The organism is Agromyces sp. NPDC058484 (assembly GCF_042720415.1).
Lineage (GTDB): Bacteria > Actinomycetota > Actinomycetes > Actinomycetales > Microbacteriaceae > Agromyces.
On the sequence record NZ_JBHXMP010000011.1, the window covers coordinates 58232 to 84118 of the forward strand.

The window sequence follows — 25887 nt, forward strand, 5'->3', positions numbered from 1 at the left end:
CATCGGGCTACCATGACACCATCACGGAACCGGATCGGGAGACCTGTGGGCCTACTGGACAACTTCGAGAAGGGTCTCGAGCGCGCCGTCAACGGCGCGTTCGCGAAGACCTTCCGCTCGGGGCTGCAGCCTGTCGAGATCACCGCTGCCCTGAAGCGCGAGATCGACACGAAGGCGGCCGTCGTCTCGCGCGACCGCGTGCTCGTTCCGAACACGTTCACGGTGCGGATGTCGCCGACCGACCATGACCGCATGGCCGGTCTCGGCCCGGCACTCATCGACGAGCTCACCGATCTGGTGCAGAAGCACGCCGCCGCGCAGCGCTTCCAGTTCGCCGGCGGCATCTCGATCGCGCTGGAGGGGGACCCGGGCCTGTCCGTAGGCATGGTGCAGGTCGACTCCCGCAACGTGAAGGGCCAGGTCGCCTGGACCCCGGTGCTCGACGTCGCCGGCACCCGTCACCCGATCCTCAAGGGCCGCACCGTGATCGGACGCGGCAGCGAAGCCGATCTCACGCTCGACGACTCGGGCGCCTCCCGCAGGCACGCCGAGGTGCAGTGGGACGGCACCCGTGCGCGCGTACGCGACCTCGGTTCCACCAACGGCACCCAGCTGAACGGCGCGCCTGTGAAGGACGCGGTGCTCGAACCCGACTCGGTGATCACCATCGGTCGCTCGCGCATCGTCTTCCGCGTGCTCGCCCAGGCATCCGCCCCGCCAGGAGGCCAGGGCGACCCGGCCACCCAGCGCCACGACATTGGCGGATTCTGGGGGCCCGCCGAATGAGCGAACTCACCCTCGTCGTCCTCCAGCTCGGATTCCTCCTGCTGCTCTGGGTCTTCGTCTTCGCGATCGTGTACTCCCTGCGCAGCGACCTCTTCGGCCAGCGGGTGCGCAAGCTCCAGCCCGATGCCGCAGCGTCGGCCGCGGCATCCCCGTTCCCCGCGGCAGCCCCGCCCGTCGGTCCCGCCTCGCCCGCCGCGCACCCTGCCGCCCCCGCGTCGGGTCCCGGAGGCGAGACCGCCTCGACCGAGAACGCCGCCCGCCTCGTCATCACGAGCGGGCAGAAGGCGGGCGCCGAGTTCCCGCTCGGCCGTGACGAGATCACCATCGGCCGCTCGAGCGACTCGGCGATCATCATCCGCGACGACTACACGTCCACCCACCACGCCCGTCTCATGCTCTGGAACGGCCGCTGGATGATCCAGGACCTCGACTCCACGAACGGCACCTTCCTAGGCGGCTCCCGAGTGACCGTGCCGACGCCCATCCCGCTCGGAGCCACCGTCAAGGTCGGAGCGACGACGTTCGAGCTGCGGCGGTAGCCCATGGCGACGGTCAAGGCGAGCGCCGCGGTCTCGCATGTCGGGCGCATCCGCTCGAACAACCAGGACTCCGGGTATGCCGGGCGGCACCTCTTCCTCGTCGCCGACGGCATGGGCGGGCACGCCGGCGGCGACGTCGCGAGCGCCATCGCGACGCGCCGCATCGCCGAGGCCGACGCCCTGTTCGATTCCCCGGCGGATGCCGCAGCGAACCTCGAGGGCGCGCTGATCGCCGCCAACCGCCAGCTCGCCGAGACCGTCGCCGAGCATTCCGAGCTCACCGGCATGGGCACCACCGTGAGCGCACTGCTGATCGACGGCGACCGGGTCGTCATCTCGCACATCGGCGACTCCCGCATCTACCTGTTGCGTTCGGGAGAGCTCAGCCAGATCTCCACCGACCACACGTTCGTGCAGCGCCTCGTCGACGCGGGCCGCATCACCGCCGAGGAGGCGATGGTGCATCCGCGTCGCTCCGTGCTCATGCGCGTGCTCGGCGACGTGGAGAGTTCGCCCGAGATCGACTCGATGGTGCTCGACACCCGCGCCGGCGACCGGTGGATGCTGTGCTCCGACGGTCTCTCGGGTGTCGTCTCGTTCGACGAGCTGCACGAACTGCTGTCGGCCGACGCCGGCGCGAAGCAGATCGCCGACCGGCTGGTCAAGGCGTCGCTCGACGGCGGCGCGCCCGACAACGTCACGGTCGTCGTCGTCGACATGGGCGAGCCTCCGGCGCCCGCCACGCCGCCGCTGGTGGTCGGTTCGGCGGCGGCGCCGCTCGCGTTCGGCGCGGCGGAGCCGGCGCGCGCCCGCGGCATCCGTCTCGCTCCGTTCCGCCCCCACCCCGTGCAGGAGACGCACTTCGAACCCGACTCGGCCGACTACTTCGACGAGCTCATCGAGGAGGACGCCCGCCGCAGGCGCCGTCGACGCTGGATGTGGAGCTTCTGGATCGTGCTGCTCATCGCGGCGATCGTGACCGTGTTCGTGGTCGGCTACCGGTGGACCCAGACGCGGTACTACGTGGGAGATTCGAACGGCCGCGTGGCGATCTTCCAGGGCATCCAGCAGAACCTGGGGCCGATCTCGCTGCACGAGCTGCACACCGAGACGCAGATCGACGTCGCCGAGCTCCGCACCTACGACCAGCAGCGCGTCGAGCAGACGATCAGCGCGGGCTCGCTCTCCGAGGCATCCCGCATCGTGGAGCGACTGGAGGAGTCCCTTGACTGATCCCATCGCCGGCCGCGTCGCGAGGCCCACGACCCCGCCGGCCGGGGTCCGGCGCATCCGGCTCCCCCAGAAGCTCCGCAACACCGAGCTGTGGCTCCTCGTCGTCGCGTGCCTCATCAACGCCGGGGCCATCGTGCTCGTGCAGTTGGGCGCCCTGGGCCGCATCGACACGCAGCTCGTGTTCCTCGGCGCAGGGCTCTCGATGCTCGTGTTCGGGCTGCACATCGCGATGAGGTTCGTGGCCCGTGACGCCGACCCGTTCCTGCTGCCCATCGCGACGGTGCTGAACGGGCTCGGCATCGCGATGATCTACCGCATCGACATCGCCGACGGCGAGTCCGGGTGGGAGAGCGCGTCGGTGCGGCAGATCGTGTGGAGCGCCATCGCGATCGTGGCCGCGATCGCGACGATCCTGGCGATCCGCAACCATCGGGTGCTGTTCCGCTACACCTATCTCTCCGGCCTCGTCGCGATCGTGCTGCTGCTGCTGCCGCTGATCCCCGGCATCGGTCGGCAGGTGAGCGGTGCGAGGGTCTGGATCGGCATCGGGGATGTCGCGACCTTCCAGCCCGGTGAGATCGCGAAGATCGCCCTCGCGGTGTTCTTCGCGGGATACCTCGTGCGCAACCGCGACTCGCTGTCGATGGTGGGGCGGAAGTTCCTCGGCATGCGGTTCCCGCGCGCCCGCGACCTCGGCCCGCTGCTCGTCGTGTGGGCCCTGTCGATGTCCGTCATCGTCTTCCAGCGCGACCTCGGCACCGCGCTGCTCTACTTCGGGCTCTTCCTCGTCATGCTCTACGTGGCCACGAGTCGCCTGTCGTGGGTCGTGCTCGGGCTCAGCCTGTTCATCGGCGGCGCGCTCGTGGCGAGCCAGACGCTCGACTACGTCGGCAACCGCTTCGCGAACTGGCTCGACCCGTTCAGCGACGCCCGATTCAACGCCGACCCGGGCGGCAGCTTCCAGCTCGTGCAGGGCCTCTTCGGACTCGCGAACGGCGGGCTCATCGGCACCGGCTGGGGGCAGGGGCGCCCCGACATCACCCCGGTGCCCCAGAGCGACTACATCATCGCGAGCCTCGGGGAGGAGCTGGGCCTCGCCGGGGTCTTCGCCATCCTCGCGCTCTACGTGCTCTTCGTCGCCCGCGGCTTCCGCATCGGATTCGCGGGCCAAGACGACTTCGGCAAGCTCCTCGGCGTCGGACTCGCGTTCGTCATCGCCCTTCAGGTGTTCATCGTCGTCGGCGGCGTGACCCGGGTGATCCCCCTGACCGGGCTCACCACCCCGTTCCTCGCCGCGGGCGGCTCATCGCTCGTGGCCAACTGGATCATCGTGGCGCTGCTGCTGCGGCTCTCCGACACGGTGCGCAACCATCCGAGGCTGGTGATCGACGGATGAACCGCGAACTCAAACGCGTGACGATCGTCGCGCTGCTCATGTTCCTGACGCTCTTCGTATCGTCGACCGTGATCCAGTACGTGCAGGCCGACGCCCTCGCGGCGGACCCCCGCAACTCGCGCACCCTCTACGAGAGCTACTCCGTCGAGCGCGGACCGATCCTCGTCGGCGGCGACCCCATCGCGTTCTCGCAGCCCTCCGACGACGTGTATCGGTTCCAGCGCGTCTACGCGAACGGCATGCTCTACGCGCCCGTCACCGGCTACATCCCCGTGAACGGGGAGGCGACCGGGCTCGAGCAGTCCCTGAACTCCTACCTCAGCGGACAGTCGTCGAGCCAGTTCTTCGATTCGCTGAACCGGCTGATCTCCGGGCAGGATCCGATGGGGGCATCCGTCGAGGTCGCGATCGACCCTGTTGCGCAGCAGGCCGCGTGGGACGCGCTCGGCGACTACACCGGCGCGGTCATCGTCACCGAGCCCGCGACCGGGCGGATCCTCGCGATGGTGACGAAGCCCACGTACGACCCCAACGCCCTCGCCGTGCACGACGGCGAGCAGGTGCAGGCCACCTACGAGGGGCTGCTCGCCGACCCGGGCGACCCCCTCTTCAACCGCGCCACGGGCGGCGACATGAACCCGCCGGGCTCCGTGTTCAAGCTCGTCGTGACCGCGGCGGCGCTCGAATCGGGCCGGTACACGCCCGAGAGCACGTTCCCGAACCCCGCGTCGCTCACGCTGCCCGGCACCGACGCCGTGGTGCGCAACTCCAGCGGCGGCACGTGCGGGGGCGGGGCGACGGTGACACTCGCCGACGCGCTGCGACTCTCGTGCAACATCCCCTTCGCAGAGCTCGGCATGGAGCTCGGAGATGCCGCGATCCGCGCGCAGGCCGAGAAGTTCGGGTTCAACCACGAGTTCGCCATTCCCACCCCGACCGAGCCCAGCACATACCCACGCGTGCTCGACGAACCCCAGACGGCGCTCACGGCGTTCGGGCAGGGCGATGTGCGTGCGACGCCGCTCCAGATGGCGATGGTGTCGGCGGCGATCGCGAACGGCGGCATCGTGATGAATCCCGATCTCGTCGACGCGATCGCGGCACCCGACCTCACCCCCCTCGAGGAGTTCGCACCCACCGAATTCGGACGCGCGATCAGCGAGGCCACCGCCGACACGATGGTGGGGATGATGGTCAACGGCGTCGAGAACGGCGCCGCGAGTAATGCAAGAATAGACGGCGTCAGCGTGGCCGGTAAGACCGGTACAGCGGAGAACGGCGAGGATGACCCTTACACCTTGTGGTTCACCGGTTTCGCCCCCGCCGACAACCCTCAGTATGCGATCACGGTACTCGTGGAGGATGGCGGGGGACTTGGCCAGGAGGGGTACGGCAATCTCATCGCCGCTCCCGTCGCAAAGCAGGTACTAGAGGCGGTGCTGAACAAATGAGACCGAGCGCAGGGCTCACCTTCGGGGGGCGCTATGAGCTGGCGTCCCGGATCGCCATCGGCGGCATGGGCGAGGTGTGGCAGGCCACCGACCTCGTGATCGGCCGGCAGGTCGCCATCAAGATCCTGAAGGACGAGTACCTCGGCGACCCCGGGTTCCTCGAGCGCTTCCGCGCCGAGGCGCGGCACGCCGCGCTCGTGAACCACGAGGGCATCGCAAACGTCTTCGACTACGGCGAGGAAGAGGGCAGCGCCTACCTCGTGATGGAGCTCGTGCCCGGTGAGGCGCTCTCGACGATCCTCGAGCGCGAGCACGTGCTCTCGACCGACAAGGTGCTCGACATCGTCGCCCAGACGGCCTCCGCGCTGCAGGCCGCGCACGCGGCCGGCCTGGTGCACCGCGACATCAAGCCCGGAAACCTGCTCATCACTCCCGACGGACGTGTGAAGATCACCGACTTCGGCATCGCTCGCATCGCCGACCAGGTGCCGCTCACCGCCACCGGTCAGGTCATGGGCACGGTGCAGTACCTCTCGCCCGAACAGGCGTCGGGTCACCCCGCATCCCCGACCACCGACATCTACTCGCTCGGCATCGTGGCCTACGAGGCGCTGGCCGGCCGCCGGCCGTTCACCGGCGAGTCGCAGGTCGCGATCGCGATGGCGCAGATCAACGAGACGCCGCCCGATCTGCCGGTCACGGTGTCGGAGCCGGTGCGCAACCTCGTCTACGCGTGCATCGCGAAGAACCCGGCCGATCGCCCCCAGTCGGCGGCGCACCTCGCACGCGCAGCCACCGCGCTCCGCCGCGGCGACGTGCAGGCCGCCGCGGCAGCAGTGCCCGCCGTGCTCGGAGCCGCGGGCGCGACGGCGGCCACCATGCTCATGCCCGCCGCAGCCGGAGCCACGGCCGCCACGACGGTGCTGCCGTCGGCCGGAGCGGCCGGCGTCGGAGCGGCCGGCGTCGGCGCGGCCGGCGTCGGCGCTGCCGGCGTCAGCGACGGCGAAGCAGTCGAGGGGGAGGGCGCTCCCAAGAAGCGCAGCCCGTGGACATGGCCGCTCATCGTGCTCATCGCGATCCTCGCGATCGTGCTCATCGGCACGATCATCGCGCTCGCGCTGGGCCGCGGCGGCGAAGGCGGCGACCCCACCTCGACGTCCGCCCGGCCCACGTCCACCGCCACCCCCACCCCGACGCCCACGCCGACCCCCACGCAGACCGAGGCGCCGCCCGAGACCATCCAGATCGACCGCAACGCGTACATCGGCATGAACATCGACGACGCGGCCGCGGCGATCGAGGCCCTCGGGCTGCCGGTCACGCGCCAGGAGGGCGCTGCGGCCTCCGAGCCCGACCTTGCCAACACGGTCTCCGAGGTCAATCCGAGCGGCCCGGTGCAGCCCGGCACGACGATCACGCTGACGTACCTCACCGACCCGGTGGCCCCGAGCGCGCCGGCCTCCGCGCCGACGACGGGTAGCAACCCGGTCGAGCCCGACGTGGGACAGATCACCGTCAACTGGACCGCGCAGACCTGTCCCGCCGGGCAGACGCTCAGCGGCTACGAGGTGTCGGTCGCGGGCGACGCCACGGTGCCGAACAACCCGGTCTTCGGCGCCGGCACCACGAGCGCCCAGATCAACGTGAACAACACCCCGGGCGGATCGTTCGACGTGACCTTCCGCTACTTCTGCGGCCAGCTCGATTCGCCGTTCTCCCCCGCACTCACGGTGAACATCGAGAACTGACCGCACGGTTCGGTCGACCGGAAGACAGAGGACGAGGACGGAGCTGCAGGGTGAGCGATGAAGGACGCGTGCTCGCGGGACGCTATCGTGTGGGTGCGCTCATCGGTCGCGGCGGCATGTCCGACGTCCACGTCGGCTCCGACACCCGGCTCGGCCGGCAGGTCGCCATCAAGCTCCTGAAGCCGCAGCTGGCCACCGACCCCGCCTTCCGCATGCGCTTCCGCCAGGAGGCGCAGTCGGCCGCGCGCATGGCGCACCCCACGATCGTGCGCGTGTTCGACGCCGGCGAGGAGACCGTGGTCGACTCCGCCGGCCATGAGGTGCAGCTGCCGTTCATCGTCATGGAGTTCGTCGAGGGTCGACTGCTGAAGGACATCATCCACGACGGGCCGCTCGATCCCGTCGCCGCCGTGCGCGTCGTCGACGGCGTGCTCACGGCGCTCGAGTACTCGCACCGGGCCGGCGTGGTGCACCGCGACATCAAGCCGGGCAACATCATGATCACCACCACCGGGCAGGTGAAGGTCATGGACTTCGGCATCGCGCGCGCCGTGTCCGACTCGGCGACGACCGTCGCGCAGACCACCGCGATCCTCGGCACCGCGTCGTACTTCTCGCCCGAGCAGGCCAAGGGCGAGATCGTCGACGCGCGCACCGACCTCTACTCGACGGGCGTCGTGCTCTTCGAGATGCTCACCGGGCGCCCCCCGTTCCGCGGCGACACGCCGGTCGCGGTCGCGTACCAGCACGTGAGCGAGCGTCCGGTCAAGCCCAGCGTCATCAACCCGAAGGTCTCTCCCGCACTCGACACGGTCGTGCTGCACGCGCTGACGAAGAACCGTGCGGAGCGGTACCAGTCGGCGGCGGAGTTCCGAGCCGACGTCGACACCGCGGCATCCGGTCGCGTTCCGGTGCACCGCCGTCCCGACGAGGCGACGCTGCTGCTCGGCGCGCCCACGAGCTCGCTCTCGACCTCGGAGCTCGCGCTCCGGCAGCTGACCGAAGACGAGACGATGACGCGCACCCAGCGCAGACCGCCCGCCATCTGGATCTGGTCGGGCATCATCGCCGTCGTCGTGATCGTCATCTCCGTCATGTACTGGGCGTTCAACCTGCAGCCCACCGACGATCTCCCGTCGAACGCGAGGGAGATTCCGACCCTCACGGGCATGAGCTTCGAGGAGGCCGTGCAGACGCTGCAGGAGCTCGGACTCCCCGCGAGCCGGATCGACGAGACCAACGACACGGTGCCGGCCGACCAGGTGATCCGCAGCGACCCCCCCGCGCTCGAGATCGTCGACACCGGCACAGCCGTGACGGTGTACGTCTCCACGGGCCGGGAGGCCGTGGAGGTTCCCGACGTGCGCAACAAGACCCTCGAGCAGGCGAAGGCCGACGTGCAGGCGGCCGGCCTGACCCCGGGCACCGAGACTCGCGAGAACTCGCCGTCGGTGCCGGCAGACACCGTGCTCGGCACCACCCCCGAGGGCGGCACGTCCACAGAGGCCGGTTCGACGGTCGACTTCCGCATCTCGAGCGGACTCGTCACGCTCACCGACCTCACCGGGCAGACGCTCGCGGCGGCATCCTCGTACCTGTCGGCCGAGAACCTGCAGCTGAGCCCGGTGCCGGAACCCGACCCCGGGTGCAAGTCCGAGCCCGGATCCCCCGTGACGCAGCAGTCGCTCGCGCCGGGTGACGTGCCGCAGCGCTCCGAGGTCGTGCTGACGTACTGCGCGGGCTGACGGTCGCCGAGCAGCGACCGACGTGTCGTGTCAGGTGCCGCGCACCAGCGGGTTGAGGTGCGCCGCTCGCTCACGCGCCTCGGGCAGTCCCGCCGCCGCCAGCCAGTTGCCGAGCATCCGGTATCCACCCTCGGTGAGCACCGACTCGGGGTGGAACTGCACGCCGTAGATGGGCGCGGTCTCGTGCCGGAGCCCCATGATCACGCCGCCCTGGGTGCGGCTGGTCACGACGAGCTCGGCGGGAACGGTGCCGTCGACGACGGCGAGCGAGTGGTACCGGGTCGCGGTGAACGGCTGGGGCACGCCCTCGTAGAAGGCGCTGTCGTCGTGGGTGATGCGCGACGTCTTCCCGTGCATGAGCTCCTCGGCGTTCGTGACGGTCGCGCCGAACGCCTCCGCGATCGCCTGGTGGCCGAGGCAGACGCCGAGCAGGGGTTGCCCCGTCGCGAGGGCGGCCTCGACGATGGGGATCGACACACCGGCATCCGCGGGTTTGCCGGGACCCGGCGAGATGAGCACCGCGTCGTACTCGGCGATGCGCGCCGGTACCTCGGATGCCGCGATGGCATCGTTGCGCACCACCTCCGTCTCGGCGCCGAGCTCCTGGAGGTAGCCGTTCAGCGTGTACACGAAGCTGTCGTAGTTGTCGACGACGAGGACTCTGGTCATTCATTCCACCGTGACTCGGATCGGGTTGATGATGGCGTCCACCCAGGGGAACACCCAGGTGAACAGGGCGAGGACGACCACCGCCGCGAGCAGCATCGCCAGGATGACGCGGAGCCACACGGGACCGGGCAGCACGCGCCAGAGGGCACCGTACATCTCAAGCCTCCCACGTCGCGACGACGTCGGCGATCTCTCCGGGCGGGCCGGCCGCGCTCGGCCGCCAGGACTCGAGCACGCCGTACGCGATGATGCGCTCGGCGGTCGAGTAGAGGGGGTTGCAGCTCGTGAGCGTGACGATGCGATCGGTGGGCTGCAGCCCGGGATGGTGGGGCACCGGCGCGAGCACGTCGACGGCCTCGGGGGCCACGTACTCGAGGTCGCGGAAGCGATACGTGTACCAGGCGTCTCGCGTCTGGATGTAGATCGGGTCGCCGAGTCGCAGCCGCCCGATCTCGTGCATGCCGCCGCCGTACGCGCTGCGGTGCGAGGCGATCGCGAAGTTGCCGACCTCGCCCGGCAGCTGGGTGCCCGGATAGTGGCCGACGCCGAGGTGCGCGCTGTTCAGCACATCGAGGCCGACGCCCTCGGCGATGCGGCGCTGCGAATCCTCGCCGAATCGGGGCACGTACATGACGGCGAACGCTTCGCCGTTTCCGTACGAGACCGGCCCGACGAGAGCGTCTCCGAACGCTTCGGTCGCGGGCGGCGGTGCGTCGCCACGCTCGGTCCAGCCGTCCTCGAGCCATTGCGCACCGAGGTCGGATGCCGCGCTCGATTGCTGCCCGGCAACGATCGCGTCGTTCCACCAGAGCTGCCAGCCGAGGAACAGCAGGATGAGCGCACCCGCGGTGAGGAGCAGCTCGCCGAGCACGCCGACGACACTCGGGCGCCCGTGCGCGCTCGCCTCGGACCGTCGCGAACGGCCGCCTTCGGCCTGGTCGACGGACATGGATGCGATTCTATTCCGCCCGGGAGCGGGCTCGACTGGGAGTACCCGGCCCGCTCGGATAGAATCGCCCGCATGGCACGTACGAAATCATCGAAGCCCGCGCGCGGGGAGCAGGCGGGCGGCGAAGACGCCCCGAACCCGGTCTGGTTCAAGCCCGTCATGTTCGGCTTCATGCTTCTCGGGCTCGCCTGGATCATCGTCTTCTACGTGAGCCAGGGGCAGCTCCCCGTCGCCGACCTCGGCTCGTGGAACATCCTCATCGGCTTCGGCATCGCGTTCGTCGGCTTCCTCATGACGACCCGCTGGCGCTGACCCGGGCTTGTTCGACGGCGGGCGGGTGCACAGCGGCATCCGCCCGTCGTCGCGTTTCTCCACAGGCCGTGCGGGATCGGGTCGTCCGTGTCCCCTGAACTGGCGTCAATTACAGCGGTGTAACTCTCCCCAGATGTGGAGAAGGGTGTGGATAACTAGAAGGCACCGATCTTCAGCCGCGCCACCGCGATGCCGACGACGATGAGGCCGACCGTGAGCGCGACCAACAGGCCGATCTGCAGCGGCCGGCGCGACGGCTTGCGGGTCTCGAGGTAGACGAGGCCGACGAGCGCCCCGCCGATGAGGCCGCCGAGGTGCGCCTGCCAGGAGATGTTCGCGCCCGGGATGAAGCCGATGCCGAGGTTGATGGCGAGCAGGATGTAGAGCTGCGTCATGTTGCCGCCGAGCCGGCGCTGGATCACGACGAACGCCCCCATCAGTCCGAAGATCGCACCGGATGCCCCGAGCACCTGCGAGTTCGGCGCGGCGAAGGCGACCACGCCGACCGATCCGGCGAGTCCGCTGATCAGGTAGAGCGCGAGGAAGCGGATGCGTCCGAGCATCGGCTCGAGCAGCCGCCCGAAGATCCACAGCGTGTACATGTTGAGCAGGATGTGGAAGACCAGCGACGTCGAGTGCAGGAACACGCTCGTCAGCGCACGCCACGGCTCGAATGCCAGCTCCGTCATGAACAACGGGCTGAAGAACAGCGCGTTCGTGACGCCCAGGCCGGGAATCCACTGCAGCAGATAGACGAAGGCATTTATGCCGATCAGGGCATACGTGACCACCGGCGCCCCGCGGCCGGCCGCCGAGCGCATCCTCGTGAGCGCGGCGGGCTTCGTGCGCGGCGCCGAGGCGCGCTGCTCTCGCATGCATTCGGGGCAGATGACACCCACGGGGGCCTGGGTCTGGCACTCCGGGCAGACCGTGCGCCCGCACCGTTGGCAGAGGATGTAGCTCTGCCGATCGGGATGCCGGTAGCAGAAGTTCGTGCGATCGACGACCGGATCGCTCACCGCGGCGTCAGACCTGCTCGACGGTGACGCTTTCGATGACGACGTCGTCGAGCGGGCGGTCGCGCCCGTCGGTCGCCACCGAGGCGAGCTTGTCGACGACCGCCTGGCTCGCGGCATCCGTCACCTTGCCGAAGATGGTGTGCTTGCCCTGCAGCCACGTGGTGGGCCCGACGGTGATGAAGAACTGCGACCCGTTCGTGCCGCGCCCGCCCTGGATGCCCGCGTTGGCCATCGCGAGCACGTAGGGCTCGGTGAAGTCGAGCTCGGGGTTGATCTCGTCGTCGAACTGGTAGCCCGGACCGCCGGTGCCCTGGCCGAGCGGGTCGCCGCCCTGGATCATGAAGCCCGGGATGATGCGGTGGAAGACCACGCCGTCGTAGAGGGGGTCGTTCGACGTCTCGCCCGTCGCGGGGTGCGTCCATTCGATCTCACCGGTCGCGAGCCCGACGAAGTTCTTGACGGTCTTGGGGGCCTGGTGGCCGTAGAGGTCCACCTTGATCGGTCCGTGGTTGGTGTTGAGGGTCGCGACGGCGGTGTGAATCGGCATGCCCTCTATTCTGTCACGCACGGATTCGTCAACCGGCATGCAGGTTTCCGACTCCCGCCCCGCTTCCAGCTGTTTCGGTGGCAAGATGGAGGGGTTCGCTGCACAACGATGGAGGTCGAGATGAGCCTGTCACGCAAGCGCCGGAAGGAACTCAAGCGACTGCGCAGCAGTGCCGAGGAACTGTGGGGGAACCAGCAGCACGTGATCGAGCACGCCAACGCCGTCGCTCGTGAGGCGAGCCGGCAACTCGGCAACCTCACCCGCGAAGAGGTCGTTCCGCGCGTTCGCACGGGCTACGAGAGCTACGTCCGCCCGGGAGTGGAGCAGGCACGCTCCCTCGCACGAGGTGCCGGCGACACGCTCGAACGCACGCTGGGCAACGCGCTCGGCTCCGTGCTCTCGATCGGCGACATCGCCAACGACGCCCGCGTTCGTCGTGCCGTCGCGCGCGTCTCGCCGCGTGCCGCCGCGGTGGTGCAGCAGAAGAAGGGCGGCCCCGGCGTCGGCACCTACCTCGCGATCGGCGCCGGCGTCATCGCCGCGGCCGGGGTCGCATACGCGGTGTGGCAGACGTTCCGGGCCGACGACGAGTTGTGGGTCGCCGACGACGAGACCGAGCCGATGACGCCGGTCACCCGGCCGGCCACGCCGACGTCGAGCACGACGCCGGCGTCGAGCGCACCGCCCGCCGTCTGACCACGGTCGCACAGGCCCCATTCCGCACGCGAGTGCCGATGGGGCCTTCGTCGTGCCCTGAAGCCTCAGTGCCGGCACTGGTTTTTCGAGCGGATCTCGGCGAATCTGAGAAATCGCCTTGCGGTCGGCCCGAGAATGCCGCTAGTGTCAGTTTTCGGCCCCTGACGGGTCAGACCAGGAGAGGAGTTGATACCCATGATGCACATTCATTTCACCGCGCAGCACACGGGAGTCCTCCTCGCGCCCTCGGCCTGCTAGTCCGCCTCGACGACGCGCGTCAGCGCCTGGTGATCGTCGCTCCGCCCGCTCGGGCGTGACCGCGCAAGCGTGAGCCCGCGGCATCCGTTCACGCCGATCGCAACGGTGGAACATGCTCACGGATGCCGCAGCATCGGCCGTCGGCGCACGCGCTCGGCCTCGCCTCCGTGGCAACGCGCTCGCGCGCGCCCATGTCAATGCACCTCGCACCCTCACCACGCACCCAACCGAAGGAAACATCGTGAACACGAGTTCTCTCACCATCGGCTCGACCCGATCGGGTCAGGCCACCGCCCTCCGTGCCCAGGCACGCCAACTGAACGAACGGCTCGCACGGCGTGCCGGTCTCGCGCTCCTCGCCTGGAGCCGTCGGCAGGACGAGCGTCGCACCCACGACGCCGTGCTGCTGCGTCGCCAAGCCGAGCAGCTCGCGACCCAGGCTCGCGACGACCAGTTCCGATGGATCGCCCTCTCCGGCGCTCCGCGGGCGTGATGATCATGCGCACCGACACCACCGAGCCCCCGCGGTTCGCCCCGATGACGATGGGGATCCGACCCGCGGGGGGCTCGGCCGCGTACGGCGCCGTCGAGAGCGCATCGGCCGTACCGGTCGCTGCGTTGTCGTCGGCGCCGTCGAGGCCGTCCTCACCCGCGCCGTTTCAGCCGACGGTCGGCGGCTCCCCGACGGTCGGCGGCACCCCGTCGACGGGTTCCGCGTCGTTCAGCCGCAAGGCGATGTCGAGGAGACTGACCCGCTTCAGGTCGGGCACTTCATCGAGCGGGAACCACCTCGCCTCGTCGCTCGAGCCGCCGACCTCGTTCCGCAGGTGACCGCCCACCACGCTCGCCCGGTAGACGATGCGCATCGCGTACAGCGGCACGGTGCCGGTGTGCCGTCGCTCCGCCGGCACCACCATGGTGTCGATGCCGAGCAGGCGATCGACGGATGCCTCGTAGCCGGTCTCCTCGAAGATCTCGCGCTTCGCCGCGACCACCGGATGCTCCGCACCTTCGATGCCGCCGCCGGGCAGGGTCCAGCCCGAGCGCCCGTGTTGATTCCAGTGGGACAGCAGGATCAGACCGTCGCGGACGATGACCCCGTATGCGGCGACGCGGATGTCCATCCGGCCACTGTAGTGGTCGTTCTCCGGTGGTGGCCGCATCGATCATCGATCGCGGCGCACCCGCGCGCGGGCAACTGATGGCAATGAAGGATGAGCGTGGTCATGCCGCTCGCACGAGGCTCGTGAACGCTGTGGTCCTGCGAACGCGCGCAGGCGGTCATCGGGTGACCCGCGGCATCCGCTCTCGGAGGCCATTTCAGAGTGGATCCGAACATCGTGCGAGCTGGGGACTCGGATTGTGGAGCCTAGGAGATTCGAACTCCTGACATCCTGCTTGCAAAGCAGGCGCTCTACCAACTGAGCTAAGGCCCCGGAGGCGGATGCGGGGCATCCGCCGGTTGTGGAATCGGGAGTGGGGATACGAGGACTTGAACCTCGGACCTCTTCGTTATCAGCGAAGCGCTCTAACCGCCTGAGCTATATCCCCGAATTTCGGCCGAAGGAAAGACTACCCGACGGTGCGGGAATCTCCGAATCCGGCCGAGATCGGCGCGGTCCCTGAGCCCGTCGCAGGGTCAGTTGTTCGTGAAGCCGACGAGGATGCCTCCCGTGATCTTCACGCTGAGGTTGTAGAGCACCGCGAGGATCGCGCCGAGAGCCGTCGTGACCACCAGGTTGAGCAGCGCGGCGACCACGGCGAAGCCCATGACGTTGCCGAGCGACAGCACCGCGGTGAGGTCGCTCGACGAGCCGGCGACATCCTGCACGAGCGAGTTGACCTGCTCGAAGATGCCCGTCGAGCTCAGCACCGTGTGCACCAGGAACGTCACCACGATGCTGATCACGGCGAGTGCCACGGCGATGAGGAACGACAGTTTCACCGCCGACCAGAAGTCGATGTAGACGAGCCGCAGGCGCACCTGCTTCGCGGGCGGCTTACGGCCGGACTTGCGGGCCAGTTTCTCGGCGACGCTACTCATAGACGGTTACTCCTCTCCCATGGGCTCGGCCGCTTCTTCGTCAGCGGCCTCCTCCACGAGATTGCGTTCGGAATTCTTCGCGATGGCGATGATCCGGTCGTCGTCCGCGAACTTCGCGAACACGACGCCCATCGTGTCCCTGCCCTTGGCGGGAACCTCGGCGACGTCAGAGCGTACCACCTTGCCGCTGGCAAGAACCACAAGCACCTCGTCGCCGCCGGAGGCGATGAGGGCGCCCGCCAGATCGCCGCGATCCTCGCTGAGCTTCGCCACCTTGATCCCCAGGCCACCGCGCTGCTGCTTGCGGTAGTCCTCGACGCGAGTGCGCTTCGCGTAGCCGCCCTCGGTCACGACGAAGACATAGGTGTCGGTCGTGCTGAGCTTCTGGCCGTTGTCCTCTGCCGCCGACTCCGCGGCATCCGCTTCGGCGTCGCCGTTGGATCCGGGAACGACGGATGCCTCGAGCAGCGCGTCGCCTCCACGGAAGTGCATGCCGATCACGCCCGACGTCGACCTGCCCATGGGGCGGAGCGCGGCATCCGTCGCCTCGAAGCGAAGCGACATGCCCTTCTTCGAGACGAGCAAGATCTCGTCGTGCTCGTCGGCGAGCATCGCCGAGACGAGCTCGTCGCCGTCGCGCAGGTTGATCGCGATGATGCCGCGGGAGCGGTTCGTGTCGTACGCGGTGAGCTCGGTCTTCTTGACGAGACCGCCGTGCGTGGCGAGCACGAGGTACTGCGCCGCATCGTAATCGGGGATGTCGAGGATCTCGGCGATCTGCTCGTCGGGCTGCAGCTCGAGCAGGTTGGCGAGGTGCTGGCCCTTCGCGTCGCGGCCGCCCTCCTGGATCTCGTAGGCCTTCGCGCGGTAGACCCGGCCCATGTTCGTGAAGAAGAGCAGCCAGTGGTGCGTGGTCGTCACGAAGAAGTGCTCGACCACGTCGTCGGCGCGCAACTGCGCGCCCTTCACGCCCTTGCCTCCGCGGTGCTGCGACCGGTAGTTGTCGCTGCGGGTGCGCTTCACGTAGCCGCCGCGAGTGACGGTGACGACCATCTCCTCTTCAGGGATGAGGTCTTCGACCGACATGTCGCCGTCGTAGCCCGGGAGGATGTGCGTGCGGCGCTCGTCGCCGTACTTCGCCACGATCTCGCCGAGCTCGTCGGACACGATGGTGCGCTGTCTCCCGGGCGACGCGAGGATCGCCTGGTAGTCGGCGATCTCGGCGGCGAGCTCGTCGGCCTCGTCGATGATCTTCTGGCGCTCGAGGGCCGCGAGCCGGCGCAGCTGCATCTCGAGGATGGCGCGGGCCTGCAGCTCGTCGATGTCGAGCAGCTCGATGAGGCCGTCGCGAGCGTCGTCGACCGTCGGCGACCGGCGGATGAGCGCGATGACCTCGTCGAGCGCGTCGAGCGCCTTGAGGTAGCCGCGCAGGATGTGCATGCGCTCCTCCGCCTTGCGGAGGCGGAACTGCGTGCGGCGCACGATGACGTCGATCTGGTGGTCGACCCAGTGCGCGATGAAGCCGTCGATCGACAGGGTGCGCGGCACGCCGTCGACGATCGCGAGCATGTTCGCGCCGAAGTTCTCCTGGAGCTGGGTGTGCTTGTACAGGTTGTTCAGCACGACCTTCGCCACCGCGTCGCGCTTCAGCACGATGACGAGCCGCTGGCCGGTTCGACCCGAGGTCTCGTCGCGGATGTCGGCGATGCCCGAGATCTTGCCGTCCTTCACGAGGTCGGCGATCTTGATCGCGAGGTTGTCGGGGTTCACCTGGTACGGCAGTTCGGTGACGACGAGGCAGGTGCGGCCCTGAAGCTCCTCGACCGAAACGACCGCGCGCATCGTGATCGAGCCGCGACCCGTGCGGTACGCGTCGCTGATGCCCTTGACGCCGAGGATCTGCGCGCCGGTGGGGAAGTCGGGTCCCTTGATGCGCTGCATGAGCGCTTCCTGCAGCTCTTCGCGGGATGCCCCGGGGTGCTCGAGGTACCACTGGGCGCCGGATGCCACTTCGCGGAGGTTGTGCGGCGGGATGTTCGTCGCCATGCCCACGGCGATGCCGACCGAGCCGTTGACGAGCAGGTTCGGGAAGCGAGCGGGCAGGATCGCCGGCTCCTGGGTGTGGCCGTCGTAGTTGTCCTGGAAGTCGACGGTCTCCTCGTCGATGTCGCGCACCATCTCGAGCGCGAGCGGAGCCATCTTCGTCTCGGTGTATCGGGGTGCGGCGGCGCCGTCGTTGCCGGGCGACCCGAAGTTGCCCTGCCCGAGCGCGAGCGGGTACCGCATGCTCCACGGCTGCACCAGGCGCACGAGCGCGTCGTAGATGGCCGTGTCGCCGTGCGGGTGGAACTGGCCCATGACGTCGCCGACGACGCGGGCGCACTTCGAGAACGCCTTGTCGGGCCGGTAGCCTCCGTCGTACATCGCATAGATCACGCGGCGGTGCACGGGCTTCAGGCCGTCGCGCACCTCGGGCAGCGCGCGACCCACGATCACGCTCATCGCGTAGTCGAGGTACGAGCGCTGCATCTCGAGCTGCAGGTCGACCTGGTCGATCTTGCCGTGGATGCCGGGGCCGTCGCCGTTGTCGCCCTGGCCCGGGTTCAGCACATCAGATGTCAAGGAAACGCACGTCCTTCGCGTTCTTCTGGATGAAGTTGCGGCGGCTCTCGACGTCTTCGCCCATCAGGGTCGAGAAGATCTCGTCGGCGGCGGCCGCATCCTCCATGGTGACCTGCAGCAGCGTGCGGGTCTCGGGGTTCATCGTGGTCTCCCACAGCTCCTGGTGGTTCATCTCACCGAGGCCCTTGTACCGCTGGATGCCGTTGTCCTTCGGGATCCGCCATCCCCTCGCGGTACCGTCGGCGACGAGCAGGTCGCGCTCCTTGTCGGAGTAGACGAACTGGTGCTCGGCGTTCGACCACTTGATGCGGTACAACGGCGGCTGGGCGAGGTAGACGTAGCCGAGCTCGATGAGCGGGCGCATGTAGCGGAACAGCAGGGTGAGCAGCAGCGTGGTGATGTGCTGGCCATCGACGTCGGCGTCGGCCATGAGCACGATCTTGTGGTACCTGGCCTTCTCGGTGTTGAAGTCCTCGCCGATGCCGGCGCCGAACGCCGTGATCATGGCCTGCACCTCGTTGTTGGCGAGCGCACGGTCGAGGCGGGCCTTCTCGACGTTGAGGATCTTGCCGCGCAGCGGCAGGATCGCCTGCGTCTCGGGGTTGCGGCCCTGCACAGCCGAGCCGCCGGCCGAGTCGCCCTCGACGATGAAGATCTCGGAGATCGACGGGTCTTTCGAGGAGCAGTCCTTCAGCTTTCCGGGCATGCCGCCCGACTCGAGCAGGCCCTTGCGGCGGGTCGCCTCACGCGCCTTGCGTGCCGCGATGCGCGCGGTCGCCGCCTGGATCGCCTTGCGGATGACGTCACGCGCCTGCGCGGGGTTGCGCTCGAACCAGTCGCCGAGCTGGTCGCCGGTGACCTTCTGCACGAACGACTTCGCCTCGGTGTTGCCGAGCTTCGTCTTGGTCTGGCCCTCGAACTGCGGCTCACCGAGCTTCACCGAGATCACGGCGGTGAGCCCCTCGCGCACGTCGTCGCCGGAGAGGTTGTCGTCCTTCTCCTTGAGGATGCCCTTCTCACGCGCGTAGCGGTTGATGAGCGATGTCAGCGCCGCCCGGAAGCCCTCCTCGTGCGTGCCGCCCTCGTGCGTGTTGATCGTGTTCGCGTACGTGTGCACCGATTCGGTGTAGGCGGTCGTCCACTGCATGGCGACCTCGAGCGCGATCTTGCGACCGGTGTCCTCGGACTCGAACGAGATGATCTCGTCGTTCACGACGTCGGACTTCTTCGACCGGTTGAGGTACTCGACGTAGTCGACGAGCCCGCGCTCGTACCGGAACGTGTCGGTGCGCTGAACCGGGATCGTGATCGCCCCGGTCGTCGGGGTGTCTTCGGGGTCGATCTCGACGTGACCGACGCGCATGTCGGTGAGCGTGATGCGGAGGCCCTTGTTGAGGAACGCGTACTGCTGGAACCGGGAGCGCAGCGTCTCGTAGTCGAATTCGACGGTCTCGAAGATGTCGACGCTCGGCCAGAACGTGATGGTCGTTCCCGTCTCGTCGCTTCTCGCGCCCCTCGTGAGCGGCGCGTCGGGAACGCCGACCGTGTACGACTGGGTGTGCACGTGGCCCTGACGGCGCACCTCGACGTCGAGCTTCGACGAGAGTGCGTTGACGACGGATGACCCGACGCCGTGCAGCCCGCCCGAGACCGCGTACCCCCCGCCGCCGAACTTGCCGCCGGCGTGCAGCACGGTGAGCACGACCTCGACCGTGGAACGGCCTTCGGCCTTGTGGATGTCGACCGGTATGCCGCGGCCGTCGTCGACCACGCGAACGCCGCCGTCGGGCAGGATCGTCACGTCGATCTCGGTGGCGTAGCCTGCGAGCGCCTCGTCGACGGAGTTGTCGACGATCTCGTAGACGAGATGGTGGAGCCCGCGCGGACCGGTCGATCCGATGTACATGCCCGGCCGCTTTCGAACCGCTTCGAGGCCCTCGAGAACCTGGATCGCGTCCGCACCGTATTCCGGCGTCTGCTGGGCCTTCGTCGGTTCGTCTGTCATGTGTGAATCGGGCTCCTGACCGTCATTCTGGCGACTCTTGATCCTATCAAACGGAGGGTTCCCCGCCGTCCGGAAGCGCCGATCTCAGGCGATGACGAGAGCCGAGTGACCGAATTTGCCTCGTCACCCGTAAGTATCGCGCGGACCACGCCCTGGAACCGATCTGGGGCCCCGTTTCCAGGTGGGGGCATCCGGCCCTTGGAAGCGGATGGTCTCGACCCCCGCGCCGGGATGGCGGTCGAGGATGCGCGTGACGAGCTCGGTGCGCATGAGCCGCAGCTGCGTCGCCCATGCGGTGGACTCGCACCGCACCTGCAGCACGCCGTTCTCGATCCCGATCGGCTCGGAGTGCTTCGCGGTCTCCTCGCCGGCGATCTCGGTCCAGGAGGCGAGCATCTCGTGCTGCGAGAGCGGGGCCGCCCAGCCGAGCTGCGTCGTCAGCCCGTCGATGGCATCGCCGAGCGGCTTCGGGTCTCTGCCCGGGGTGAAGGGCTCGCTGCCGGATGCCTCGCGCGCACGAGCTCGGGCGCGGCCCGGACGCGGGCGGGCGTCGCCGAAGATCTCGCGGAAGTGCTGGTAGACGCGGGATGCCTCGGACGACCGGGCCGGCTCAGACATCGGTGGTCTCGCTCTCGACGATGCGGCCGGCGTCGATGTGCACGACGCGCGCGATGAGCGGTTCGGGCACGTCTTCGAGTACCGCCGCCGTGACGAGCACCTGCTCGAACCTGCCGATCGCGGCCGCGAGGCGCTCGCGCCGCAGGCGATCGAGTTCGGCGAAGACGTCGTCGAGCACGAGCACGGGATCGCCGGTCGTCGAGTCGCGGCGCAGGAGCTCGGCCGACGCGAGACGCAGGGCCAGGGCGAACGACCACGATTCACCGTGGCTGGCGTACCCTTTCGCCGGCAGCCGGTTGAGCAGGAGCACCATGTCGTCGCGGTGCGGGCCGACGAGTGTGATGCCACGATCGAGCTCCCTGGGCCGCAGCACGCGGAGCGCCTCGGTGAAGCGCGCGCGGGTGTCGGGACGCGGTTCGACGCGATCATGCGGCGCCGCCGCGGCATCCGTCGACTGCTCTTGGTCGGGATCGGCGCCGTCGATCGACAGCAGTGGGCGCAACTCGGGCCGATGGTCTGCGTCGACGATGGAGCGGTAGGCGGTGGCGAGTGGGGCAGCGAGCTCGTCGATGAGCGCGACCCGTTGGTCGATGAGCTCGGCGCCGAGCTCTACGAGCCGCTCGTCCCAGATGTCGAGGGTCGGCAGCCGATCGGCGGAGAGTCCCCTCGCGCGGGCGCTCTTGAGCAGGGAGTTGCGCTGCTTCAGCACGCGTTCGTAGTCGGCCATGACTCCAGCCAGGCGCGGGGTGCGCTGCACGAGCAGTTCATCGAGCATGCGGCGACGCACCGACGGTTCGCCACGCACGATCGCGAGGTCTTCGGGGGCGAACAGCACGCTGTGCGCGTACCGCGGCAGCTCACGGGTCTTGACCTGGGAGCGGTTGAGCTGCGCCCTGTTCGCGCCTCGGCGGTTGAGTTGCAGCTCGACGAGCAGTTCGCGGTCGCCGTGCGCGAGCAGGGCGCGCACGATCGCGGCATCCGCGCCGGCCCGGATCAGCGGCTGGTCGCCCGAGACGCGGTGCGAGCCGAGCGTCGACAGGTAGCCGATCGCCTCGACGAGATTGGTCTTGCCCTGGCCGTTGCGACCGACGAACACCGTGGCGCCCGGCGCCAGCTCGAGTTCGGCGCGCGCGTAGTTGCGGTAGTCGGTGAGGGAGAGACGGGCGACGTGCACGCTGGGCTCCCTTCGATCACGCGGCATCCGTCACGCGCCGATTGCGAATCACCACGCCGCGAATCACCACGCTACCGCCCGCCGCTGACGGTGGCGGGAGACGGCACTGCGCCGCCCGATCAGCGCAGCAGCAGGTTCGGCTGCAGAAGGTAGCGGTACGTGTCGGCGCCGGCCTGCTCGCGAGAAGACTGGCTCGTGATGAGCACCGGACCCGGCTTGTTGGGGTTCTCGGTCTTGGTGAACGAGATGCGCACGAACTCGGAGTGCACGGCGCCGAGGCCGTCGAGAAGGAACTGCGGCTTCAGGGACACGACCGTGTCATCGCCGGTGAGGATCGCGTCGATCGACTCCGACGCCTGCGCCTGCTCACTGCCGATCGCCTCGAGGGTGAGCCCGTCGGCCGTGAAGCTGTAGCGGAGCGCGGCCTCGCGTTCGAGCACGAGAGCGACGCGACGAGTCGCCTCGATGAGCTCGGCGGTGTTCATGACCGCGTGGTTGTCGACCGTGTCGGGGAAGAGCCGGCGCACCGGCGGGAAGTTGCCCTTGATGAGCAGCGACGTGACGGTCTTCTTCTCGGCGCTGAAGGCGATGAGCTCGCGGTCGTCTCTGCTCGTGATCGCCACCGAGATGGTACCCGAGTGCCCGAACGTCTTGCCGACCTCTTGGAGGGTGCGCGCCGGGACGAGCGCGGTGACGGCCTCCGCGCTCGCAACCGAGCCGCCGTCCCAATCGATCTCGCGCACCGCCACCCGGTACCGGTCGGTGGCCACGAGGCTCAGGTTGTTCTCGCGGACCTCGAGTTGCACACCGGTGATCACGGGAGTGACGTCATCGCGGGATGCCGCGACCGCGACCTGCGCCACGGCCGTAGCGAACTCCTCGGCCGGCACCACGCCAGATTCCGCGCCGATCTCGGGAATGGACGGGTATTCCTCCACCGGCATGGACAGCAGGGTGAAGTTCGCGGATCCGCAGGTGACCGAGATACGGGCGTCCTGGGTCGTCACGCGCACGGGCGCGTTGGGCAGGCGGCCGGCGATCTCCGCGAGCAGCCGGCCTGACACCAGCACGGTGCCGGGCTCCTCGACGTCGGCCTGGATCTCGGTCTGGGAGGAGACCTCGTAGTCGAACGACGACAGCACGAGACCGTCATCGCGCGCCTGGATGAGGATGCCGGAGAGGATCGGCAGTGTCGTGCGCTGCGGCAGCAGCTTCACGGCGAAGGAAACGGCCTCACTGAAGACGTCGCGATTGACCTGGAACTTCACGGTTCTCCCGTCGTGGATGCGTTTCGTGGCCTCCCCATGCTATCCGCAGAGCCCCACGCGGCGACGGGAGAGATTCGGTCCGAATCGAATGTTGTCGGGAATCCCCGGTTAATCCATTTCTCTTAACGGTGTTAACCGCTGTGGAAACTGTGGATGGTGTGCAGCGATCGCCGGAATCACGCCCGAGAGACGACATCCCATCTGTGCACGGTGTGTGGATTTCGAGACGGATGCCGCGGGCTCGACCCCTGCGCCGGGGCAGGTTGTGCACAGGCTCGATCGTGATCTCAACAGCGCGCAGGGGGTTGCTCGTTAACAATCCACAGGTTTTCCACAAGCTGTGGGATTCGTGCGGCGGCGCGCGCGCGTGCGGCCGGCGCGCGCGGCATCCGATCAGCGGTAACGACTCGTCTGCTTGATGCGAGCCGTGAGCTCGGTGACCTGGTTGTAGATCGAGCGCCGTTCCTTCATGAGCTCGGAGATCTTCTTGTTCGCGTACATGACCGTGGTGTGGTCGCGGTTGCCGAACAGTTGCCCGATCTTCGGCAGGGAGAGGCTCGTGAGCTCGCGGCAGAGATACATGGCGATCTGCCGTGCCGTCGCGACCGCCTGTGAACGGCTCGATCCGTAGAGGTCGTCGACCGTGAGCTTGAAGTACTCGGCGGTCGCCGTGATGATGTCGACCGGCGCCACCACATTGTCGGTGTCATCCGTGATCAGGTCCTTCAGCACCGTCTGCACGAGCGGCATGTCGACCGGAGTTCGGTTCAGGCTCGCGAATGCCGTCACGCGAATGAGCGTGCCCTCGAGTTCGCGGATGTTGCTCGAGACCTTCGACGCCATGTACTCGAGGATGTCGTCGGGAACCTGTAGGCGCTCGGACTGGGCCTTCTTGCGGAGGATCGCGATACGGGTCTCGAGGTCGGGCGCCTGGACGTCGGTGATGAGACCCCATTCGAAGCGGCTGCGCATGCGGTCTTCGAATCCGGTGAGGTGCTTGGGCGGCACATCACTCGTGATCACGACCTGCTTGTTGTGGTCGTGCAGGGTGTTGAACGTGTGGAAGAAGGCCTCCTGCGTTTCGGCCTTTCCCTGCAGGAACTGGATGTCGTCGATCAGCAGGATGTCGATGTTGCGGTACCGCTGCTGGAACAGCGAGCCGCGGTTGTTCGCGATGGAGTTGATGAAGTCGTTCGTGAACTCCTCGGAGCTCACGTACCGCACGCGGATGCCGGGGTACAGGCTCATCGCGTAGTGACCGATCGCGTGCAGGAGGTGCGTCTTGCCCAAACCCGAGTCGCCGTAGATGAACAGCGGGTTGTAGGCCTTCGCCGGCGCCTCGGCCACGGCGACCGCCGCAGCGTGGGCGAAGCGGTTGGACTGGCCGATGACGAAACTGTCGAACGAGTACTTGGGATTCAGGCGCGAATCACGCGGGCGGTCGGCATTGGTGTTCTCGAACACGGACTGCGGCGACGCCGGCAGTTCGACGGGATTCTGGTAGTCATCGAGGTTCCCAGCGTGCGGCTCGGGCCCCCGCGTCTCCTCGAGTTCGGGATTCACGACGACGTAGAAGGAGGTCACCGACGCGGGGCCGTCGATCGCGCTCATCGCCGACAGCAGGGACACGCGCATCCGTTGGTTGAGCATGCTCGCCGTGAAGTCGTTCGGCACCTCGAGGTAGAAGGTGCCGGCCGCGATGCCCTTGGGTTCGACGAGGTTGAGGAAGCCCTGGAGCATCGGCGTGATCGCCTCGTCGTCGGACAGCCGGTCGAGCACGGTGGCCCATGTCTCGGAAATGGGCTGCTCTGTCATCGTTCCCCGCATTCTTTCGGTGCCTCGTGTGCCGTTCATCGACCCCCCGATCGACGGAGCAAGCGGCATAAGGCGACGCGTTCACAACGTTATCCACGTCCTGTGAGCAGATTCGGCAAGAGGCCCGAGATTGCGCGAACCGAGCTGGGGATAACTGGTCTCAAACGGTAGCGAACGAGAGGCTTCGCCACAAATGCCGAGCGGGGGATTCGACGTCCCGCGCGTGTCGGTCCACAGGGGATCCCGAGGAGGGGAGGATACTGTGTCGTTTGCACCACGCCCCAGCTCGAGCCGCACCTGGTTTGACCCCGGGACTCCGAGGCCGTAGTTTTAATCAGTTGACCCCAGCCCTTCGGGCACCCAGTTTTCCCGCCATGACATCGCATTTCGCGGTGCGGCGCGAAGATCCGACAGTCGGAGAAGAAGAATGAGCAAGCGTACGTTCCAGCCGAACAACCGTCGTCGCGCCAAGAAGCACGGCTTCCGTCTTCGCATGCGCACCCGTGCGGGCCGTGCCATCCTGTCGGCACGTCGCGCCAAGGGTCGCACCGAACTCTCCGCATAGTCGCTCGGTGCTCGCCAAAGCCAATCGCATCACGAGGGCGGACGACTATCGAGTCATCGTGCGCCGAGGTGCGAAGGTGGCCGGCGCCCATACCGTGAGCTATGTGCGCTCGCGGGAGTCGGGCACCGACGCACGCTTCGGCTTCATCGTCTCGAAGAAGGTCGGCACCGCAGTCCGACGCAACCTCGTGCGTCGGCGCCTCAAAGCGGCGTGCCACGAGGCGCTCCTCGGCGGTGTCCAGGGCGTCGACGTCGTCGTACGCGCTCTGCCCGGTGCAGCGGATGCCACGTGGCCCGTGCTCCGCGACGAGGTCCTGAACGCGCTCGCCCGATCGCGGGCTCGCGTCGGGCACGCGCGAGCGAACACGGCGGCCGAGGTCACGGCGCCCACCGCGGCATCCGGTGTCGTGCCTGCGAAGGGCGCCTGAG

The 25887-nt window shown here is 68.3% G+C and carries 25 protein-coding genes and 2 tRNA genes; 12 read left to right on the top strand and 15 right to left on the bottom strand.

What is annotated here, in order from left to right:
- The first annotated feature begins 45 nt into the window (after window positions 1-45).
- The 7 genes from ACFWN7_RS10635 to pknB are packed head-to-tail and all read left to right on the top strand — an operon-like array spanning window position 46 to window position 8898.
- The gene (locus ACFWN7_RS10635) at window positions 46-786 is read left to right on the top strand and encodes an FhaA domain-containing protein (protein WP_376938775.1); all 741 of its coding nucleotides are present in this window, start codon (window positions 46-48) and stop codon (window positions 784-786) included.
- Complete coding sequence (locus tag ACFWN7_RS10640) at window positions 783-1325, top strand: FHA domain-containing protein (protein ID WP_376938776.1); 543 nt, start codon at window positions 783-785, stop codon at window positions 1323-1325. The genes ACFWN7_RS10635 and ACFWN7_RS10640 overlap by 4 nt, the downstream gene beginning before the upstream one ends.
- A 3-nt stretch (window positions 1326-1328) precedes the next feature.
- Complete coding sequence (locus tag ACFWN7_RS10645; protein ID WP_376938777.1) at window positions 1329-2558, top strand: PP2C family protein-serine/threonine phosphatase; 1230 nt, start codon at window positions 1329-1331, stop codon at window positions 2556-2558.
- A complete protein-coding gene (locus ACFWN7_RS10650) occupies window positions 2551-3954 on the top strand; it encodes an FtsW/RodA/SpoVE family cell cycle protein (RefSeq protein WP_376938778.1) in 1404 nt (467 codons plus the stop codon). Before ACFWN7_RS10645 ends, ACFWN7_RS10650 begins: the two co-directional genes overlap by 8 nt.
- Window positions 3951-5405 (top strand): peptidoglycan D,D-transpeptidase FtsI family protein, encoded by a 1455-nt coding sequence (locus tag ACFWN7_RS10655; protein ID WP_376938779.1) that lies wholly within the window; start codon window positions 3951-3953, stop codon window positions 5403-5405. Before ACFWN7_RS10650 ends, ACFWN7_RS10655 begins: the two co-directional genes overlap by 4 nt.
- Window positions 5402-7153 carry a serine/threonine-protein kinase gene (locus ACFWN7_RS10660; RefSeq protein WP_376938780.1) on the top strand — a complete coding sequence of 584 codons (1752 nt, stop codon included), beginning with the start codon at window positions 5402-5404 and terminating at the stop codon, window positions 7151-7153. Before ACFWN7_RS10655 ends, ACFWN7_RS10660 begins: the two co-directional genes overlap by 4 nt.
- A 50-nt stretch (window positions 7154-7203) precedes the next feature.
- Window positions 7204-8898, top strand: a complete 1695-nt coding sequence (gene pknB / locus ACFWN7_RS10665; protein ID WP_376938781.1) for a Stk1 family PASTA domain-containing Ser/Thr kinase — start codon at window positions 7204-7206, stop codon at window positions 8896-8898.
- 30 nt (window positions 8899-8928) lie between these two features.
- On the opposite strand, the gene ACFWN7_RS10670 is transcribed toward pknB, so the two are convergent.
- From ACFWN7_RS10670 to ACFWN7_RS10680, 3 genes are read right to left on the bottom strand one after another with little or no spacing between them, the layout of a single operon-like run.
- On the bottom strand, window positions 8929-9567 hold the full coding sequence (locus ACFWN7_RS10670) for an anthranilate synthase component II (protein ID WP_376938782.1): 639 nt from the start codon (window positions 9565-9567) through the stop codon (window positions 8929-8931).
- Window positions 9568-9723 (bottom strand): hypothetical protein, encoded by a 156-nt coding sequence (locus ACFWN7_RS10675; protein WP_376938783.1) that lies wholly within the window; start codon window positions 9721-9723, stop codon window positions 9568-9570.
- Window position 9724: 1 nt separating this feature from the next.
- Complete coding sequence (locus ACFWN7_RS10680) at window positions 9725-10516, bottom strand: class E sortase (RefSeq protein WP_376938784.1); 792 nt, start codon at window positions 10514-10516, stop codon at window positions 9725-9727.
- 72 nt (window positions 10517-10588) lie between these two features.
- Between ACFWN7_RS10680 and ACFWN7_RS10685 the strand changes: the two genes are divergently transcribed.
- A complete protein-coding gene (locus ACFWN7_RS10685; protein ID WP_376938785.1) occupies window positions 10589-10828 on the top strand; it encodes a cell division protein CrgA in 240 nt (79 codons plus the stop codon).
- Between the two features lie 155 nt (window positions 10829-10983).
- On the opposite strand, the gene ACFWN7_RS10690 is transcribed toward ACFWN7_RS10685, so the two are convergent.
- Both ACFWN7_RS10690 and ACFWN7_RS10695 read right to left on the bottom strand, forming a co-directional pair.
- Entirely contained in the window at window positions 10984-11847 is an 864-nt protein-coding gene (locus ACFWN7_RS10690; protein ID WP_376938786.1) for a rhomboid family intramembrane serine protease, read from the bottom strand.
- 7 nt (window positions 11848-11854) lie between these two features.
- Entirely contained in the window at window positions 11855-12394 is a 540-nt protein-coding gene (locus tag ACFWN7_RS10695) for a peptidylprolyl isomerase (RefSeq protein ID WP_376938787.1), read from the bottom strand.
- 120 nt (window positions 12395-12514) lie between these two features.
- Here ACFWN7_RS10695 and ACFWN7_RS10700 point away from each other — a divergent pair, with 120 nt between their 5' ends.
- Window positions 12515-13090: a hypothetical protein gene (locus tag ACFWN7_RS10700; protein WP_376938788.1), complete on the top strand. Its 576-nt coding sequence runs from the start codon at window positions 12515-12517 to the stop codon at window positions 13088-13090.
- 499 nt (window positions 13091-13589) lie between these two features.
- Window positions 13590-13841, top strand: a complete 252-nt coding sequence (locus ACFWN7_RS10705) for a hypothetical protein (RefSeq protein WP_376938789.1) — start codon at window positions 13590-13592, stop codon at window positions 13839-13841.
- Between the two features lie 166 nt (window positions 13842-14007).
- On the opposite strand, the gene ACFWN7_RS10710 is transcribed toward ACFWN7_RS10705, so the two are convergent.
- From ACFWN7_RS10710 to dnaA, 10 genes are all read right to left on the bottom strand, one after another.
- A complete protein-coding gene (locus ACFWN7_RS10710; RefSeq protein WP_376938790.1) occupies window positions 14008-14472 on the bottom strand; it encodes an NUDIX hydrolase in 465 nt (154 codons plus the stop codon).
- Window positions 14473-14711: 239 nt separating this feature from the next.
- Window positions 14712-14784 (bottom strand) — tRNA-Ala (locus ACFWN7_RS10715).
- Between the two features lie 41 nt (window positions 14785-14825).
- Window positions 14826-14899 (bottom strand) — tRNA-Ile (locus ACFWN7_RS10720).
- An 88-nt stretch (window positions 14900-14987) separates the two neighbouring features.
- Complete coding sequence (locus ACFWN7_RS10725; RefSeq protein WP_376938791.1) at window positions 14988-15392, bottom strand: DUF3566 domain-containing protein; 405 nt, start codon at window positions 15390-15392, stop codon at window positions 14988-14990.
- Between the two features lie 6 nt (window positions 15393-15398).
- Window positions 15399-17921, bottom strand: coding sequence for a DNA gyrase subunit A (gyrA, locus tag ACFWN7_RS10730; protein WP_376938839.1), 2523 nt, complete (start codon window positions 17919-17921; stop codon window positions 15399-15401).
- Between the two features lie 82 nt (window positions 17922-18003).
- Window positions 18004-20019, bottom strand: a complete 2016-nt coding sequence (gene gyrB, locus ACFWN7_RS10735) for a DNA topoisomerase (ATP-hydrolyzing) subunit B (RefSeq protein WP_376938792.1) — start codon at window positions 20017-20019, stop codon at window positions 18004-18006.
- Between the two features lie 123 nt (window positions 20020-20142).
- Window positions 20143-20637: a DUF721 domain-containing protein gene (locus tag ACFWN7_RS10740; RefSeq protein ID WP_376938793.1), complete on the bottom strand. Its 495-nt coding sequence runs from the start codon at window positions 20635-20637 to the stop codon at window positions 20143-20145.
- Window positions 20630-21811, bottom strand: coding sequence for a DNA replication/repair protein RecF (recF, locus tag ACFWN7_RS10745; protein ID WP_376938794.1), 1182 nt, complete (start codon window positions 21809-21811; stop codon window positions 20630-20632). The genes ACFWN7_RS10740 and recF overlap by 8 nt, the downstream gene beginning before the upstream one ends.
- Window positions 21812-21930: 119 nt before the next feature.
- A complete protein-coding gene (gene dnaN / locus ACFWN7_RS10750; protein ID WP_376938795.1) occupies window positions 21931-23079 on the bottom strand; it encodes a DNA polymerase III subunit beta in 1149 nt (382 codons plus the stop codon).
- Window positions 23080-23472: 393 nt separating this feature from the next.
- Window positions 23473-24963, bottom strand: a complete 1491-nt coding sequence (gene dnaA, locus ACFWN7_RS10755) for a chromosomal replication initiator protein DnaA (RefSeq protein WP_376938796.1) — start codon at window positions 24961-24963, stop codon at window positions 23473-23475.
- Between the two features lie 358 nt (window positions 24964-25321).
- Between dnaA and rpmH the strand changes: the two genes are divergently transcribed.
- Window positions 25322-25459, top strand: coding sequence for a 50S ribosomal protein L34 (gene rpmH, locus ACFWN7_RS10760; RefSeq protein ID WP_022889115.1), 138 nt, complete (start codon window positions 25322-25324; stop codon window positions 25457-25459).
- A 7-nt stretch (window positions 25460-25466) separates the two neighbouring features.
- Window positions 25467-25886 (top strand): ribonuclease P protein component, encoded by a 420-nt coding sequence (rnpA, locus tag ACFWN7_RS10765; RefSeq protein ID WP_376938797.1) that lies wholly within the window; start codon window positions 25467-25469, stop codon window positions 25884-25886.
- Window position 25887: the final 1 nt, after the last annotated feature.